Below are 14,425 nucleotides of genomic sequence, written 5' to 3'. Positions count from 1 at the left end.
TGCCCGAGCCCCACCCGAGGAGCCCGACATCTCTGCTTCGAAGCACGTGCATGCCCGAGCGCAGCACGCATCCACGACGAACCACTCGACCCGCAACCGCCGCAGCCGGATCGTCCTGGCGGCAGCCACCGCCAGCGCCCTGCTGATCGGCGTCCCGACCGCCGCCTCCGCCCACGGTTGGTGGGGTGGCCGCGGCCACCACGCCCCGCCGACCGCACCGGTCTCGCCGACGCCGACCGACGAGGCGACGCCCTCGGACGACTCGACCCCGACCGACGAACCCACCCCGACCGAGACGCCGTCCGCCGACTCCGCCCCCATCGAGGAGTCGGCGCCCACCGACGACGCGACGCCGGGCGACGACACTGCGCCCGGCGACGACAGCGCGCAGGCGGACCTGATCTCGCTCGCGCCCGCAACGTCGTTCGTCGAGAACTTCGACCTCTCCGCGGTGACCGGTCTCGTCAGCCGCCTCTACCCGCAGGCCTGGCAGCCGTACCCGGACGGCACGTCCGGCATCTACGAGCCGAGCAAGACCGTGTCCGTCCACGACGGCGTCATGGACGTGCAGCTCGGTGGTGCCGGCACGGCCGGCACGTTCGGTTCGCGCAGCGGCGCCTACGACCACGTCGGCGGATCGTTCTCCGTCCGCGCGAAGGCGACCGGTGGCGACGGCAACGGTGCGGCGTTCATGCTGTGGCCGAGCTCCGACGTCTGGTCCGACGGCGAGATCGACTTCCCCGAGGGCAACTTCGACGAGAGCCCGTCGGCATTCCAGCACTCGATGACCCCCGGTCAGGAAGTCGAGCGCGTCCAGCTCGGCTCCGGTGTCTCGTGGCGTGACTGGCACACCTACACGATCGACTGGGACCCGGGGAAGTCCGTCACGTACAAGGTCGACGGCAAGGTCATCGGCACCGTCACCCACGACGTCCCGACGACCGAGCACCGGTTCATGTTCCAGACCGGGAACTGGGGTGAGTCCGGCAACCTGCTCATCGACTGGGTCGCCACGACCGAGTAGGGGTCGGCGACCGTTACGACGGATTGGAGGCGCGGTGCCAGCTGGCACCGCGCCTCCAGTCCGTCCTGACGCGCGATCCCGTCAGCGCCCTACGGAGGCACGGCGCCGCACGACCAGGGTGCCGATCCCCTCGACGAGGAAGAACGCTGCGCTGCCGACGAGCAGGATCGGGACGAGCAGTCCCGTCACCGCGATCCGGCCGAAGACGAGCGACACCACCGCGAAGGCGATGAAGACGCTCGCCATGACGATCAGCACGACCGGGTTCGGTGCGACGAAGTGCCGGCGCCCGCCGTTCGCCTCGGCGGCGGCCTGGTCCCGTGCGCTGGGGACCGCGTCGGGTGAACGTCCGGCGTTCCGGTCGATGCGACGCTGACGGGTCCGGAGCAGCAGCCACACGGCGACACCGACGACGAGCGCGGCGGGCAGGGCGATCCACTGCACGAGGTGCACGAAACCGAACACGAACGTGACGACGAGTCCCGCCGCGACACCGAGCGCGGCAGCCGTGGTCGTGCTGTCGGTGCGGCCACTCACATCGGTGACGTACCCGGGCCTCCGGGCGTACGGGTCGTGCTCCTGTGCGGCGGCCTCGTCCGGCTGATCATCCCTCACGCAACGAGCCTACGCAGGCTGCGCGTGTCGCGGCGCGACATGCGCTGGGGACGGAGTCTGGCGGCACTCGACGTGACGATCAGCGCGGTCGACGCCAAGTGATCGTGTAGCGCCAGAGCGGGTGCCGTCGGTAGCGGGAGCCCATCAGCACCGCCCAGGCGGTCCGTCGCACCTCGGAGTAGGGGTGCGGCGGCGGCCAGCACGTGGGTGCCGAATGCTCCCAGTAGCCGTGCCGCCACGAGTACCAGCGGTGTTGCACGACACCGACCAGGTCGGGCAGGCGATCCCGGAGCCGCGTCGACCTCGCGAGACCGACGACCACGAGCGTTCCGCCAGGCGCAGTCAGGTCCGCCAGGCGCGACAGCGCGAGGGCGAGGTCCGGCAGGTGGTGCACGGTCGCGACCGAGGCGACGACGTCGAACTGCTGCCCGAGGTCGGCCGCCATCACGTCTCCGCGCACCCAGTGGATCGCTGCGTCGGCGTGCTCGGTGCGGGCGGCGTCGAGCACCGTCTCGTCGAGGTCGATCGCCGTCACCTCGAGGCCCGCATCGGCGAGGTCCTGGGCGAGCAGGCCGTTGCCCGTTCCGACGTCGAGTGCCGTCCTCGCGCCAGATGGGACCGCACGCAGCACCAGGTCGTGGAAGTGCGTGTTGTGGTTCCACCGATCGGCCATGCACTCATTCTGGCTCGCGCTCGTCAGCGGACGTCGGTGCGGTGGATGCCGAGGTCGGTCCGCCCCGGAGCGAGATCGGCGCGGAGCGCGCGTCCGGTCCGGTACTCGCCGCTCGCGAGGGTCCGGTAGCGCACGGGTTCCTCCGACCCGAGACCGGCGATCCGCTCGGTGAGCCGAGCGACCTCGCGCGCGACACCGTCGGCGTCCAGACCGTCGGCGTCGAACACCGCGTGCGTCTCGTACGGGTCGATGCCGGAGTAGAACAGCGTGCCGTGCCGGAGCCCGAAGAGCACCGAGTCCAGGTCACCACTCAGCCCTCGGGCGCCCATCGTGCGCTCGTCCTCGCCCACCGTGACGATGACGAGCGCGCGCTTCCCGGCGAGCAGCCCGGCGCCGTACCGGGTCGGCAACCCGGTCGACTCGTCCACGCCGTCCGTGCCGAACCCGGCGCCGAACACCCGGTCGATCCAGCCCTTCAGGACGGCCGGGACGCCGTACCACCAGAGCGGGAACTGCAGCACGATCAGGTCGGCATCGACGAGCTTGCGCTGCTCGGCACGAACGTCGTCCGGCAGGGTCCCACCGTGCTGCGCCGCGAGCCACCGGTCGAGGAAGCTCCCGTCGGCGTTGCGTTGGGCCGGGACGTCGCCGGGACCGAGCAGCGGCTCGAACTCCATCGCGTACAGGTCGCTCACCTCGACCGTGTGGGTCCGTTCGAGCTCGGCCCGGGCAGCGTCGAACAGCTGCCGGTTGAGCGAAACGGCTTCGGGGTGTGCGTAGACGTAGAGGGCCTGCGGGCGAACGGTGTCGTCGTGGATTGCCATGCCTCCATCACAGCCGCCACCGCCGGATCTGGGAAGTATGCACTTTGATGTGAGGTACACACATCGGGGATAGTGGGTGCATGCGCGATGCCACCCGGAACGCCCTGGCCGTCTGCCCCGTCGAGGTCACGATGAGCGTGATCGGCGGGTGCTGGAAGCTCAGCATCATCCAGGAGCTCCTCGACCACACCCTCCGCTACAGCGAACTGCGCCGAGCGGTGGGCACCGTCACCGACCGCGTGCTCACCCGGCAGCTGCGCGAGCTCGAGGCGGACGGGCTGGTCGAACGGACGGTGTACGCCGAGGTCCCGCCGCGGGTCGAGTACTCCCTGACGGCGATGGGGTCGTCCCTCCGCCCGCTCGTGACCAGCCTCGACTCCTGGGGTCGCTCGTGGACCGCGACGCAGGTGGACGCGGACGAGCTGGAGCTCGCGCTCAGCTGAGGACGCGGAGCGGGAACGACAGCGGGTCGGCTCGGACCGCGTCCACGGCGTGCGCGACCGCCCCGATGACCACGACGTCCGCGCCGAGTGACGACGCCACGATCTCGGGAACGGGGTCGAAGTGCCCGTCGTCGAGCAGCGCCCGGGCACGATCGATCACAGCGGCCGCGGGCTCGGCGATCGCGCCGGCGACGACCACGCGGTCGATGTCGAGCAGGCTCGCGAGCAGCACGCACACGCGGCCGAGGCGGTCCCCGAGCCGGTCGACGATCGCGGTGGCCTGCGCGTCACCGTCTCGCGCGGCGCGGAACACGGTGGCGGCGTCGATCCCCTCGGCTGCGAGCGGGCTGTCGGGCCGGACCAGGCCGGCGGCGACGGCCTCGGCCACGAGCGTCCGGGCCGTGGCGCCGATGCCGTCCGAGGACCCGACCCCCTCGACGAGTTCGAGCACCCGCATCTCACCCGCGCCGCCGTGGGCCCCGCGGAGCAGCACGCCGTCGACGACGAGACCCGCACCGAAGCGTTCGCCGGACAGCAGCGCCGCGAACGAGGCCTCGCCGGAGGACGGCCGCTCGGCGAGCGCGGCGAGGTTGGCGTCGTTCTCGACGACGACCCGTCCGTTCGGGACGGTGCCCGCGAACCCGGGGTTCATCCGGTCCCAGAAGCCGCCGTCGCCAGGGGAGGCCCCGCCGGCGTCGACGGGAGCGGGGATGCCGACGACCGTCACGAGCACGTGTCCGGGGTCGACCGCGGCGTCGGCGAGTGCCTCTGCCGCGGTCTCGGCGAGGACCCGCAGGCGGACCGGGACGTCGAGCCCGGACTCGCCGAGTGTCCCCGACGCACGGCCGAGGACGGCCCCGCGGAGGTCCGCGACGAACGCGGTCACCCGGTGCTGTCCGGCGTCGACGCCGACCACGACGCCGGCCGTGGTGTCGAGTTCGTAGCGCCGAGCGGGACGCCCCATCCGGTACTCCCCCGCAGCCCGTGCGTCGTCGAGTTCGCGCAGCCAGCCGAGCCGGACGAGTTCCTCGCAGGTGCCGAGGATCGTGGAGCGGGTGAGTCCGGTGCTGTCGATCGCCTCGGTCGCAGTGAACGCACGGACCGCGAAGGCGTACTCGAGCAGCGTCTCGGCGCTCGTTCCACGGTGCGGCGGCATGCGGTGACCCTATCGCGGAGACACTTCCTTGCGTAATTAGATTTTCTCGCTAGATTAAGTCCTGCGGGCGGCACCGGAGCCGGTCCGCGAACCGGAACGGCAGGGACGCCGGGTCCGGACGGACGGAGACGACGTGCAGACACACGCCACCAGGAGCGCCGCCGCGGTCAGCCGCCGCGGGTTCCTGCTCGGGGCGGGCGGCATCGGGGCGGGCCTGGCACTCGCCGGGTGCGCTCCGCTCGGTTCCTCGAGGAGCCGACCCGAGACGATCACGTTCTACGTGTCCAAGCCCGAGGTCATCGGGTACTTCGACGACGTGATCGCGAAGTTCCACGCCAGCCAGTCGAAGATCCGCGTCGTCCGCGACTCGACGTCGAGCATGTCCGCGAACTTCGTGCGGAACCGACCGCCGGACCTCGGGTGCTGGAACTACAACTTCTCGGTCGCCCCGTTCGTCGAGCACGGTGCGTTGACGGACCTGTCGGACCTGCCCCAGGCGGACACGATCAACCCCGACCTGTGGCCGCTCCTCGAGCAGACCGCCGACTACCCCGGCCGCAAGAGCGCCCTGCCGTACTCGGTGACGGCGGCGTCGGTCATCTACAACAAGCAGCTCTTCGCCGAGCAGGGGCTCGACGTCCCGACGACGTGGAGCGAGTTCGCAGAGGTGTGCGAACGCCTGACGAAGGCCGGCATCGCACCGATCTACGGCACGTTCAAGGACAACTGGACGATCGCGCAGGGCATGTTCGACTACTCGATCGGCGGCATGGTCGACGTCCCGAAGACCTTCGCGGCACTCCAGCGGGAGGGCACGAAGGTCGGCAAGGACGCCTCGGTGTCGTTCGAACGCGACTTCCGGGCACCGGTGGAGCGCATGGTGCAGCTCCGCCAGTGGCACCAGAAGGGCGCGGCCAGCCGCGGGTACGGCGACGGCAACCTCGCCTTCGCCCAGGGGAAGGCCGCGATGTACCTGCAGGGGCCGTGGGCACTCGGCGAGATCGCGAAGACGACCCCCGACATGGACCTCGGGACGTTCCCGCTGCCCGTCACCGACGACGCCGCCGACAACAAGGTGCGCGTGAACGTCGACCTCGCGCTCTGGATCCCGGAGGCGTCCCGCAAGCAGGAGGCCGCCCGGGAGTTCCTCACGTACCTGATGACCCCGAGGGTGAACGACAAGTACAACGCGGACAACAACGGGTTCGGCGTGCGGAAGGACGCCCCTCCCGCCTCGAACCCGGCACTCACGGGCATGCAGTCGTACTACGACGACGCCGCGTTCTACCTCGGCGCCTCGCAGCTCATCCCCGCCGAGATCCCCGTCGCGAACTACGCGCAGTCGATCGCCTTCGGCGGCGACCCGAAGCCCCAGCTCCGCACCCTCGACGCCGACTGGGCGCGCCTCGCGCTCCGCACGGCCGCGTAAGGAGACGTCGAATGGCCACCACGACCACCGAATCCGTCACGACGGCGGACCGCCGCCGACGGGGCGGAGCCGCACCGCGCCTCCAGGCCGGAACGACCGGGACACGACGCCGCAGCCGGCGTCTCGACCCGCTCTTCCTGGCGTTCCTGCTCCCCACCCTCGTGCTGTTCACCCTCGCCATCACGCTCCCCGCGGTGATGGGCATCGTGCTGAGCTTCACCAACTCCGTCGGCTTCGGCGAGTTCCGGTTCACCGGCCTGACGAACTACATCGCGGTGTTCTCGGACCCCGCGATCCTGCAGGCGTACCTGTTCACGATCGGGTTCTCGCTCGTCACCGTGATCGTCGTCAACGCGGTCGCGTTCCTGCTCGCCATCGCCCTGACGTCGAAGATCCGCGGGAAGATCGCGCTCCGCGGCGTCTTCGTCCTGCCGATGGTGATCTCCGGGATCGTCATCGCGTACGTGTTCTCGTTCCTGTTCGCGAACAGCCTGCCGGCGCTCGCGACGTCGCTCGGGTTCGCTCCGCTGGAGCAGAGCATCCTGGCGAACCCGGACCTGGCATGGGTGGCGATCGTGATCGTCACCGCCTGGCAGGCGATCCCGTCGACACTGCTCATCTACATCGCGGGTGTGCTGTCGATCCCCGGCGAGGTGTACGAGGCCGCGGCACTCGACGGCGCGAGCTCGTGGCGCCAGCTGATCTCGATCACCGCACCGCTCACCGCGGGCTACATCCTCATCAACCTCGTGATCGGGTTCAAGAACTTCCTGAACTCGTACGACATCATCGTCGGCCTCACCGACGGCGGCCCGGGCACCTCGACCACCAGCGTCGCGATGAGCATCTTCAAGGGCTTCAACGGCGGCGACTACGCCTACCAGATGGCGAACGCCACGATCTTCTTCGTCATCGCGGTCGTCATCGCCGTGATCCAGCTGCGGGCGACCCGCGGGAAGGCAGCGCTCTGATGTCCTTGCAAGCACCCCTGCGACCGGGCACGACGAAGACCGGCAGCATCCGGTCGGTGGACGCGGACCGGTCCGCCGGCGGACGTGCCGCCGGCCGCCGCGGCGGGAACGCGAACTGGCCCGTCACGATCGTCCTGATCGTCTGCGCGCTGTCCGTCCTCGTCCCGCTCTACGTCACCGTGACGATGGCGTTCAAGACCACGGCGCAGTCGGTCGACGGCAACGCGTTCTCGCTCCCCGCTCCGTTCAGCGTCGACGGCTTCGTGCAGGCCTGGCAGCTGACGGACTTCCCGCGGGCGTTCGGCGTCTCGGTGCTGGTCGCCGCGATCACCGTCGTCGGCACGATCCTGCTCGCCTCGTTCACGGCGTACGCGATCGCCCGGAACTGGGACCGCCGACTGTTCCGCTGGTCGTTCTTCTACCTGCTCGCCGCGATGTTCCTGCCGTTCCCGGTCCTCGCGCTCTCGCAGGTGAAGCTGACCGGCCTCGCGCACCTGGACAACCCGTTCGGCGTCGCGATCCTGCACGTCATGTTCCAGCTGTCCTTCAGCGTGCTGCTCTTCACCGCGTTCCTGCGGTCGATCCCGGCCGAACTCGAGGAGAGCGCCCGCATCGACGGCGCGAGCACCGGACAGGTGTTCTGGCGGCTGGTGTTCCCGTTGCTGGCACCGATGAGCGCGACCGTCGGCATCTTCGCGTTCCTGGCATCGTGGAACGACTTCGTGATGCCGTCGCTCATCACGTCGGACCCGGCGCTGCAGACGCTGCCGGTGCTCCAGCAGATGTTCCAGACGCAGTTCAGCAACAACTACAACGTGTCGTTCGCCTCGTACCTGATGGCGATGGCACCGGCGATCATCGTCTACCTCATCACCCAGCGATGGGTGATGGCCGGTGTGACGCAGGGCGCCATCAAGTGACGTACTCGAACCTGACGACAACGAACGACGAAAGGCCCCTCGTGACCGACAACCTGGTCCAGAACACGCCAGCCCCGACCGCGACGGACGAGACCTGGTGGCGCCAGGCGAGCGTCTACCAGATCTACCCGCGGTCCTTCGCGGACGCGAACGGCGACGGCATCGGCGACCTGCCCGGCGTGACCTCGCGCGTGCCGTACCTGGCGTCGCTCGGCATCGAGGCCGTCTGGCTCAGCCCGTTCTACCCGTCCGCCCTGGCCGACGGCGGCTACGACGTGGACGACTACCGCGATGTCGACCCACGCCTCGGCACGCTCGAGGACTTCGACGAGATGGTGTCGGCCCTGCACGGTGCCGGCATCCGGGTGATCGTCGACGTGGTGCCGAACCACACGAGCGACCGCCACGAGTGGTTCCGCGAGGCACTCGCCTCGCCGAAGGGCTCCCCCGCCCGCGACCGGTACGTCTTCCGCGACGGCACCGGGCCGTCCGGCGAACAGGCCCCTGCGGACTGGGTGTCGATCTTCGGCGGCCCGGCCTGGACCGCGGTCGGCGACGGGCAGTGGTACCTGCACAACTTCGCCAAGGAGCAGCCCGACCTGAACTGGGCGAACCGCGAGGTCCGCGACGACTTCCTGCACACCCTCCGCTTCTGGTCCGACCGGGGCGTGGACGGCTTCCGCATCGACGTCGCGCACGGCCTGGCGAAGGACCTGCCCGAGGGTGAGCTGCCGACCTGGGCCGAGGTGATCGCGTCCCCGAAGGACGGCTCGCACATCCTCTGGGACCGCGACGACGTGCACGAGATCTACGCCGAGTGGCGGAAGGTCTTCGACGAGTACACCCCGGCACGCACCGCCGTCGCCGAGGCGTGGGTCGCCGCCGACCGCCGTGCCCGGTACGCCAGCGCCGAGGGGCTGGGGCAGGCGTTCAACTTCGACCTGCTCGAGGCCGACTTCGACGCCGGCCAGTTCCGGACGATCATCGAGTTCAACCTCGGACTCGCCGAGCAGTCCGGCTCGTCGACCACGTGGGTGTTCTCGAACCACGACGTCGTCCGGCACGCCACCCGCTACGCCCTGCCCGCACGCAACGGCGCGGAGGAGAAGCAGGGCAGCGCCTGGCTGCTCGCCGGCGGCTCACAGGACGAGCTCGACCGGTCGCTCGGCCTGCGTCGTGCGCAGGCGGCGACGCTCCTCGAGCTCGCTCTGCCCGGCTCCGCGTACCTGTACCAGGGCGAGGAGCTCGGCCTCCAGGAGGTCGGCGACATCCCCGACGCCGACCGCCAGGACCCGGCGTTCTTCCGGAACCCGGGCGTCGACGTCGGCCGTGACGGGTGCCGCGTGCCGCTCCCCTGGACGACGTCCGGTTCGTCGTTCGGCTTCGGTTCCGGGACGGCACACCTGCCGCAGCCCTCGTGGTTCGGGGCGTCGAGCGTCGAGGCCGAGGACGCGGACCCCGACTCCACCCTGAACCTGTACCGGAAGGCCCTCGGCCTGCGCGGGCAGCTGCAGTCCGAGGAGCACCTCGAGTGGCTCGAGACCGGGCGCGACGACGTGCTCGCGTTCCGCCGCCCGAACGGCTGGACCAGCGTCACGGTGTTCGGCGACGAGCCGTACGAACTCCCCTCCGGCGAGCTGCTGCTCGCCTCCGCGCCGGTGGCGGACGGCGCACTGTCGGGTGTGGGGACCGCCTGGTTGCGTTCCTGACGGAACCAGGAGGCGGACTGGAGGCGCGGTGCGGGCAGGCACCGCGCCTCCAGTCCGTCAGGCGGTCCCGGTACAGTCGCCCCATGAGTGGGGCGAGCATCAGCGTGCGGGACTTCGTCATGCGCTTCGGGGACCGCAACGTCGTCGACGGGCTGTCGTTCGACATCGCCCCCGGCGAGACCTTCGGCCTGCTCGGCAGCAACGGCTCCGGCAAGACCACGACGATCCGCGCACTGCTCGGCATCACGACCCCGACGTCGGGCACCCTCACCATCGACGGACACCCCTACAAGCCCGCTACCGGCGGCATCGGCTACCTGCCCGAGGAACGCGGCCTATACCGCAAGGAGTCCGTCATCGACGTGATGACCTACTTCGGGCGACTGCGCGGCCTGCGAGGCCCCGAGGCGACGGCCTGGAGCATGGACTACCTCGCCCGGGTCGGCCTGGCAGACCGTGCGAAGCTCCGCGTCGACAAGCTCTCCGGTGGCCAGCAGCAGAAGGTGCAGCTCGGGATCACGATCATGGACCGGCCGCGGCTGCTCATCCTCGACGAGCCGACGAAGGGCCTCGACCCGGTCAACCGCCGACTGCTGCTCGACCTCGTCGACGAGCGGAAGGCGGACGGTGCCACCGTCATCCTGGTCACGCACCACATGGACGAGGTCGAACGGCTCTGCGACCGCATCCTGCTCCTGAAGGACGGTGCCGCTGCGGCGTACGGCACCATCCCCGACGTGCAGGACGCGTTCGGGGGCGCGGTCGCCAGGGTCGGGCTCGACGGCCCCGTGCCGCAGTCGCCGCTCTACCGGATGGCCCGGCACGAGGGTCACCGCGCGTACCTGGTCCCGACGCCCGAAGCGGCCGCCGACGGGTCGGACATCCTCGCGTCGCTCGTGTCGGCCGGCGTGCACGTCACCGCGTTCGAGATGCGCCGGATCCCGCTCGACGAGATCTTCGTCCAGGTCTACGGGCACGACGCCCTCGCGGCCGAGTCGGCAGCGCCGGGGGTCGCCGCGTGAGCCGCCTCGGGACCGTCGTCCGGTTCGAGTTCGTCCGCGCGGTGAAGAAGCCCGCGTTCTGGATCGGAACGCTCGCCCTGCCGGTCATCATCGTCGTGGTGTCACTGCTCGTCGGCGTGGGCCAGGCAGCCGGTACCGACTCGGTCATGACGAGCTCCTCGGCGTCGAAGACCCCGTTCCGGTACGTCGACCACTCCGGACTCGTGTCCCAGACCGTCGCGGCGAAGTGGGGCGGAGCGCCCTCCACGGACGCTGCGGCCGACCGGGCAGCCGTCCGTGACGGCACGCTCGACGCGTTCATCGAGTTCCCGGAGTCGCCGTCGACCAAGCCCATCCGCGTGGACGCCGCCGATCGTGGACTGTTCGGCAACGGCGGGTACTCCTCGCTCGCCGAACGCGTGCTCGAGCAGAGCGTCGCCGCGACCGTCGACGACCCCGAGAGCGTCCAGCTGCTGCGGTCGCCACCGGACACCGACGTCACGACCTACGCGGACGGCCAGGTCGCCCCGGGCTGGCTGTCGATCGTGCCGCCGTTCCTCTACGTCGCCGCGTTCTTCGGGCTCGTGATCCTGCTCGCCACCCGCATGGTGACGGTCGTGGTCGAGGAGAAGGAGAACCGCATCTCCGAGATGATCCTCACCACCGTGACCGCCGGTGACCTCATCCGCGGCAAGGTCATCGCGATGCTGCTCGTCGGCTTCGTGCAGATCGGGGTGTTCCTGGTGCCCGGGCTGATCGGACTGCTGGTGGCACTCCCCCTGATCGCCTCGCGGCTCGGCGGGCTGGTCGTCGACCCCTGGCGGATGCTCGTCGGCGCGCTGCTGCTCATCGGCGGCGTCCTGCTCGCCTCGGCGCTGTTCGTCGCCGTCGGTGCCGCGGTCCCCTCGATCAAGGACGCCTCGGCGCTCCAGTCCGTCGCGATCTTCTCGCTGATCATCCCGCTCTACGCGGCGTTCTTCGTGATGACCACCCCGACGTCGCCGATCGCGTCGTTCTTCACGTACTTCCCGACCTTCACGCCGATCACCGCGATGGTGCGCAACGCGGTCGGATCGCTCACCGTCATCGAGTCCGTCGTCTGCATCGTCGAGGTGTTCGTCGTCGCCGCACTGCTGCTGTGGTTCGCGCAGTACCTGTTCCGGCACTCGGTCGCCCAGTACGGGTCGAAGGTCACACTCCGCCAGATCGCGTCGTGGCGGCGCGCACGTCCGTAGCGCCGTCAGCGGGTCAGGACGACCTCGTCGAGGTCCCACGCGGGGACCTCGCGCTCACGCCACCCCTGACGGAGCGTGCGGACGGACCGGTCGAACTCCACGAGGACGTCGATGTGCGGCCGGACGAGCATCTGTATCTGCAGCCCCTCGTACACGGCCAGCAGCTGTGTCGCGGCCTGGTACGCCGGGATCGCGAGCCGCTCGCTGCCGGCGTCGACGTCGCGCTGGAGCCCGGCGGAGAGCTGTTCGACGTACTCCTCGAAGCGCTTCCGGAACAGCTCGGCGAACCCGGTGTCGGCGGCCGCGATCGTGATCACGCCGGCGAGCACCCGGACGAGCCCCGGATCGGCGACGTCCTCCGCGAGGGTCATCCGGACGTACTCGATCGTGCACGACGGCGGGTTCTTCCGGCGCGTCCCGCGCAGCTGCGTCCAGCGGTCGTACGTCACGAGCAGCAGGGCGTCCCAGGTCGGGAACAGCCGCTCGACGACGTCGACCTCGATCCCGGCCACCTCGGCGACGACGCTCGCGTCGACGCTGTCGAACGGGTGGAGGCGGTAGGCGCGGATTGCGCCGCGGACGATCCGCTCGGCGAGGGACTGCTCGTCCCCGAGCGAGGCGTCGTGGTCGTGTTCCATCCGACCATCCCACCTCGTCGGCGGACCGGTGTCTCGTCCCAGACCGGGGGCCGCGCACTCCGGACGGTCAGCCGACGGTGACCGGTGCCGCCGAGGGCTTCGTCCGCTGGTTCATCCAGACGAAGAACCCGGTCAGGGTGAACACCCCGTAGAACACGTACATGAGTCCGGATGCGTAGTAGCCGGCCGAGAACAGCAGCGGAACACCCACGAGGTCCACCGCGACCCAGACGAGCCAGAACTCGACCCAGCCCTTCGCCATTCCGTAGGTGGCGAGCAGCGACCCGACGAAGATCCAGGCGTCACTCCAGACCGGTTCGTACGAACCGAGGGCGCGGAAGATCGGGGTCAGGACCGCGGTGCCGCCCACCATGACGAGGACCATGAGTCCACGAGCCCTCCAGGAGGCCCAGCGCGGGTCGATCACGGTCGTCGCGTCGTCGGGACGGTGCGTCCAGCGGTACCAGCCGTAGACGCTCACGATGATGAACATGACCTGTCGGCCCGCCTGGCCGAGCAGGTTGACCGGGTTCGGGGTGTCGAAGAGCGCACCCATGAAGACGGTGAAGAGCAGGGCGTTGCCGACGATGCCCACCGGCCAGGCCCACACCTTGCGCCGCATCCCACCGAGGGCGCTGAGCAGGCCGAACACGTTGCCGATCACCTCGCGCCAGAGCACGGTCTGGTCGCCGATGACGAGCTGCGCGTCGAACAGCCACCGCACGATGCCCATGGGCCCTCCTCGTTTCCGGACGGTGCAACGGTACGGGGGTGTCCGGCATTCCGCGTTCCCGGAGCGTCAGACCGGGGTACAAAATGTGTCGGCACTCTCGGGGACGAAAATGCCCCCAGCACTGGGTCCATTCAGACGCATGTTCCCTCTTGTCGGCACTTTGGGGGACCGGTAGCGTCGTCACCAGAGCGAGTCCAGCCCGCCCGAGACGTGTCACGTCGCGGAGCCCGGCGACCACTCTCCGGCACAGGTCAGCCGCGGCCCCGCGAACCAGGGGCCGATGACATCGTCCCATCGGCGCTGCCGGTGGCCTCAGCGCGCCCGAACGCGCAGGAACGGACTCCTCCATGCACAAGATCGTGACCGGTGCCATCGCCGGCGCCGCCGGCGTCGCTCTCCTCCTCGGCGGTGCGGGCACCTTCGCCCTGTGGAACGCCAGCGCCAGCACGGCCGCGTCCTCGGTGAGCTCCGGCTCGCTGACCCTCAGCGCCAACAACGACGGCGTCTGGACGGACGTCACGAACGGCCGCTCGGCAACGATCAACCCGGCGAGCGCCCTCATGGTGCCGGGCAACACGTACCAGTTCACCCAGACGCTGACGATCGGTGCGACCGGGCAGGACCTCAAGGCCAACCTCACGTACGCTAACCAGAGCATCACCGGCGACGCCGCGCTCCTCGCCGCGACGACGAAGACCCTCGCGGTGGCGTCGTCGAGCGCCTCGGTCGTGCAGTCGACGTCGAACGCGAACACCTTCGTCGTCTCGCCCTCGGCGGCGACCTCGACGGTGAAGGTCGTCTTCACCATCGCGCTCCCCTCCTCGGCGACCACCGGGCAGGGCGGGACCCTCAACGTCGGCGCCCTCGCCTTCACGCTGACGCAGACCGCGATCGGTTCCTGACCCGCGGGTGCCGCCCCGGGCCTGGAAGGCCGTGGTCTCGATGGGTCCCTGATCCGCCGATCGCGACCACGTGCCTCCAGGCCGTGTCGGCACCACCTGCACCACCGCACCGCCCCACCGGCGGTGACCGCACGACCACGACGACCAGGGGA

At 70.1% G+C, this 14,425-nt stretch carries 15 protein-coding genes; 9 read left to right on the top strand and 6 right to left on the bottom strand.

The genetic code is table 11. The features are described 5' to 3' along the window. Positions 1-46: 46 nt before the first annotated feature. Positions 47-1,024, top strand: coding sequence for a glycoside hydrolase family 16 protein (locus ABIC61_RS00850; protein ID WP_354028452.1), 978 nt, complete (start codon positions 47-49; stop codon positions 1,022-1,024). 81 nt (positions 1,025-1,105) lie between these two features. On the opposite strand, the gene ABIC61_RS00845 is transcribed toward ABIC61_RS00850, so the two are convergent. From ABIC61_RS00845 to ABIC61_RS00835, 3 genes are all read right to left on the bottom strand, one after another. Next, positions 1,106-1,639, bottom strand: coding sequence for a hypothetical protein (locus tag ABIC61_RS00845; protein WP_354028451.1), 534 nt, complete (start codon positions 1,637-1,639; stop codon positions 1,106-1,108). Between the two features lie 79 nt (positions 1,640-1,718). Then, complete coding sequence (locus ABIC61_RS00840) at positions 1,719-2,312, bottom strand: class I SAM-dependent methyltransferase (RefSeq protein WP_354028450.1); 594 nt, start codon at positions 2,310-2,312, stop codon at positions 1,719-1,721. Between the two features lie 23 nt (positions 2,313-2,335). Beyond that, positions 2,336-3,136, bottom strand: coding sequence for an NAD(P)H-dependent oxidoreductase (locus ABIC61_RS00835; RefSeq protein WP_354028449.1), 801 nt, complete (start codon positions 3,134-3,136; stop codon positions 2,336-2,338). An 80-nt stretch (positions 3,137-3,216) separates the two neighbouring features. On the opposite strand from ABIC61_RS00835, the gene ABIC61_RS00830 reads away from it, so the two are divergent. Next, complete coding sequence (locus ABIC61_RS00830) at positions 3,217-3,579, top strand: winged helix-turn-helix transcriptional regulator (RefSeq protein ID WP_354028448.1); 363 nt, start codon at positions 3,217-3,219, stop codon at positions 3,577-3,579. On the opposite strand, the gene ABIC61_RS00825 is transcribed toward ABIC61_RS00830, so the two are convergent. Next, positions 3,572-4,735 carry an ROK family protein gene (locus ABIC61_RS00825; protein ID WP_354028447.1) on the bottom strand — a complete coding sequence of 388 codons (1,164 nt, stop codon included), beginning with the start codon at positions 4,733-4,735 and terminating at the stop codon, positions 3,572-3,574. The genes ABIC61_RS00830 and ABIC61_RS00825 overlap by 8 nt on opposite strands. 133 nt (positions 4,736-4,868) lie before the next feature. Between ABIC61_RS00825 and ABIC61_RS00820 the strand changes: the two genes are divergently transcribed. The 6 genes from ABIC61_RS00820 to ABIC61_RS00795 all read left to right on the top strand — a co-directional run bounded on the left by ABIC61_RS00820 (position 4,869) and on the right by ABIC61_RS00795 (position 12,000). Next, positions 4,869-6,164: an ABC transporter substrate-binding protein gene (locus tag ABIC61_RS00820; RefSeq protein ID WP_354028446.1), complete on the top strand. Its 1,296-nt coding sequence runs from the start codon at positions 4,869-4,871 to the stop codon at positions 6,162-6,164. Positions 6,165-6,175: 11 nt separating this feature from the next. Continuing rightward, entirely contained in the window at positions 6,176-7,135 is a 960-nt protein-coding gene (locus tag ABIC61_RS00815; protein WP_079236752.1) for a carbohydrate ABC transporter permease, read from the top strand. Next, positions 7,135-8,055, top strand: a complete 921-nt coding sequence (locus ABIC61_RS00810) for a carbohydrate ABC transporter permease (RefSeq protein WP_354028445.1) — start codon at positions 7,135-7,137, stop codon at positions 8,053-8,055. Before ABIC61_RS00815 ends, ABIC61_RS00810 begins: the two co-directional genes overlap by 1 nt. A gap of 41 nt (positions 8,056-8,096) precedes the next feature. Next, positions 8,097-9,764 (top strand): glycoside hydrolase family 13 protein, encoded by a 1,668-nt coding sequence (locus ABIC61_RS00805; protein WP_502908771.1) that lies wholly within the window; start codon positions 8,097-8,099, stop codon positions 9,762-9,764. Between the two features lie 83 nt (positions 9,765-9,847). Continuing rightward, positions 9,848-10,786 (top strand): ABC transporter ATP-binding protein, encoded by a 939-nt coding sequence (locus tag ABIC61_RS00800; RefSeq protein WP_354028443.1) that lies wholly within the window; start codon positions 9,848-9,850, stop codon positions 10,784-10,786. Then, on the top strand, positions 10,783-12,000 hold the full coding sequence (locus tag ABIC61_RS00795; RefSeq protein ID WP_354028442.1) for an ABC transporter permease: 1,218 nt from the start codon (positions 10,783-10,785) through the stop codon (positions 11,998-12,000). Before ABIC61_RS00800 ends, ABIC61_RS00795 begins: the two co-directional genes overlap by 4 nt. A 5-nt stretch (positions 12,001-12,005) precedes the next feature. Here ABIC61_RS00795 and ABIC61_RS00790 read toward each other — a convergent pair whose 3' ends face one another. Together ABIC61_RS00790 and pnuC are read right to left on the bottom strand one after the other, a co-directional pair. Continuing rightward, entirely contained in the window at positions 12,006-12,638 is a 633-nt protein-coding gene (locus ABIC61_RS00790; protein WP_144751598.1) for a TetR family transcriptional regulator C-terminal domain-containing protein, read from the bottom strand. A 67-nt stretch (positions 12,639-12,705) separates the two neighbouring features. After that, on the bottom strand, positions 12,706-13,371 hold the full coding sequence (gene pnuC / locus ABIC61_RS00785; protein WP_144751595.1) for a nicotinamide riboside transporter PnuC: 666 nt from the start codon (positions 13,369-13,371) through the stop codon (positions 12,706-12,708). A gap of 347 nt (positions 13,372-13,718) precedes the next feature. Between pnuC and ABIC61_RS00780 the strand changes: the two genes are divergently transcribed. After that, on the top strand, positions 13,719-14,273 hold the full coding sequence (locus ABIC61_RS00780) for an alternate-type signal peptide domain-containing protein (protein WP_354028441.1): 555 nt from the start codon (positions 13,719-13,721) through the stop codon (positions 14,271-14,273). Positions 14,274-14,425: the final 152 nt, after the last annotated feature.

Origin of the sequence: Curtobacterium sp. 1544 (assembly GCF_040544915.1) — a bacterium.
GTDB lineage: Bacteria > Actinomycetota > Actinomycetes > Actinomycetales > Microbacteriaceae > Curtobacterium > Curtobacterium pusillum_C.
Note: the sequence above shows the minus strand (reverse complement) of the source record. Positions and strands in the feature narration are given on the sequence as shown.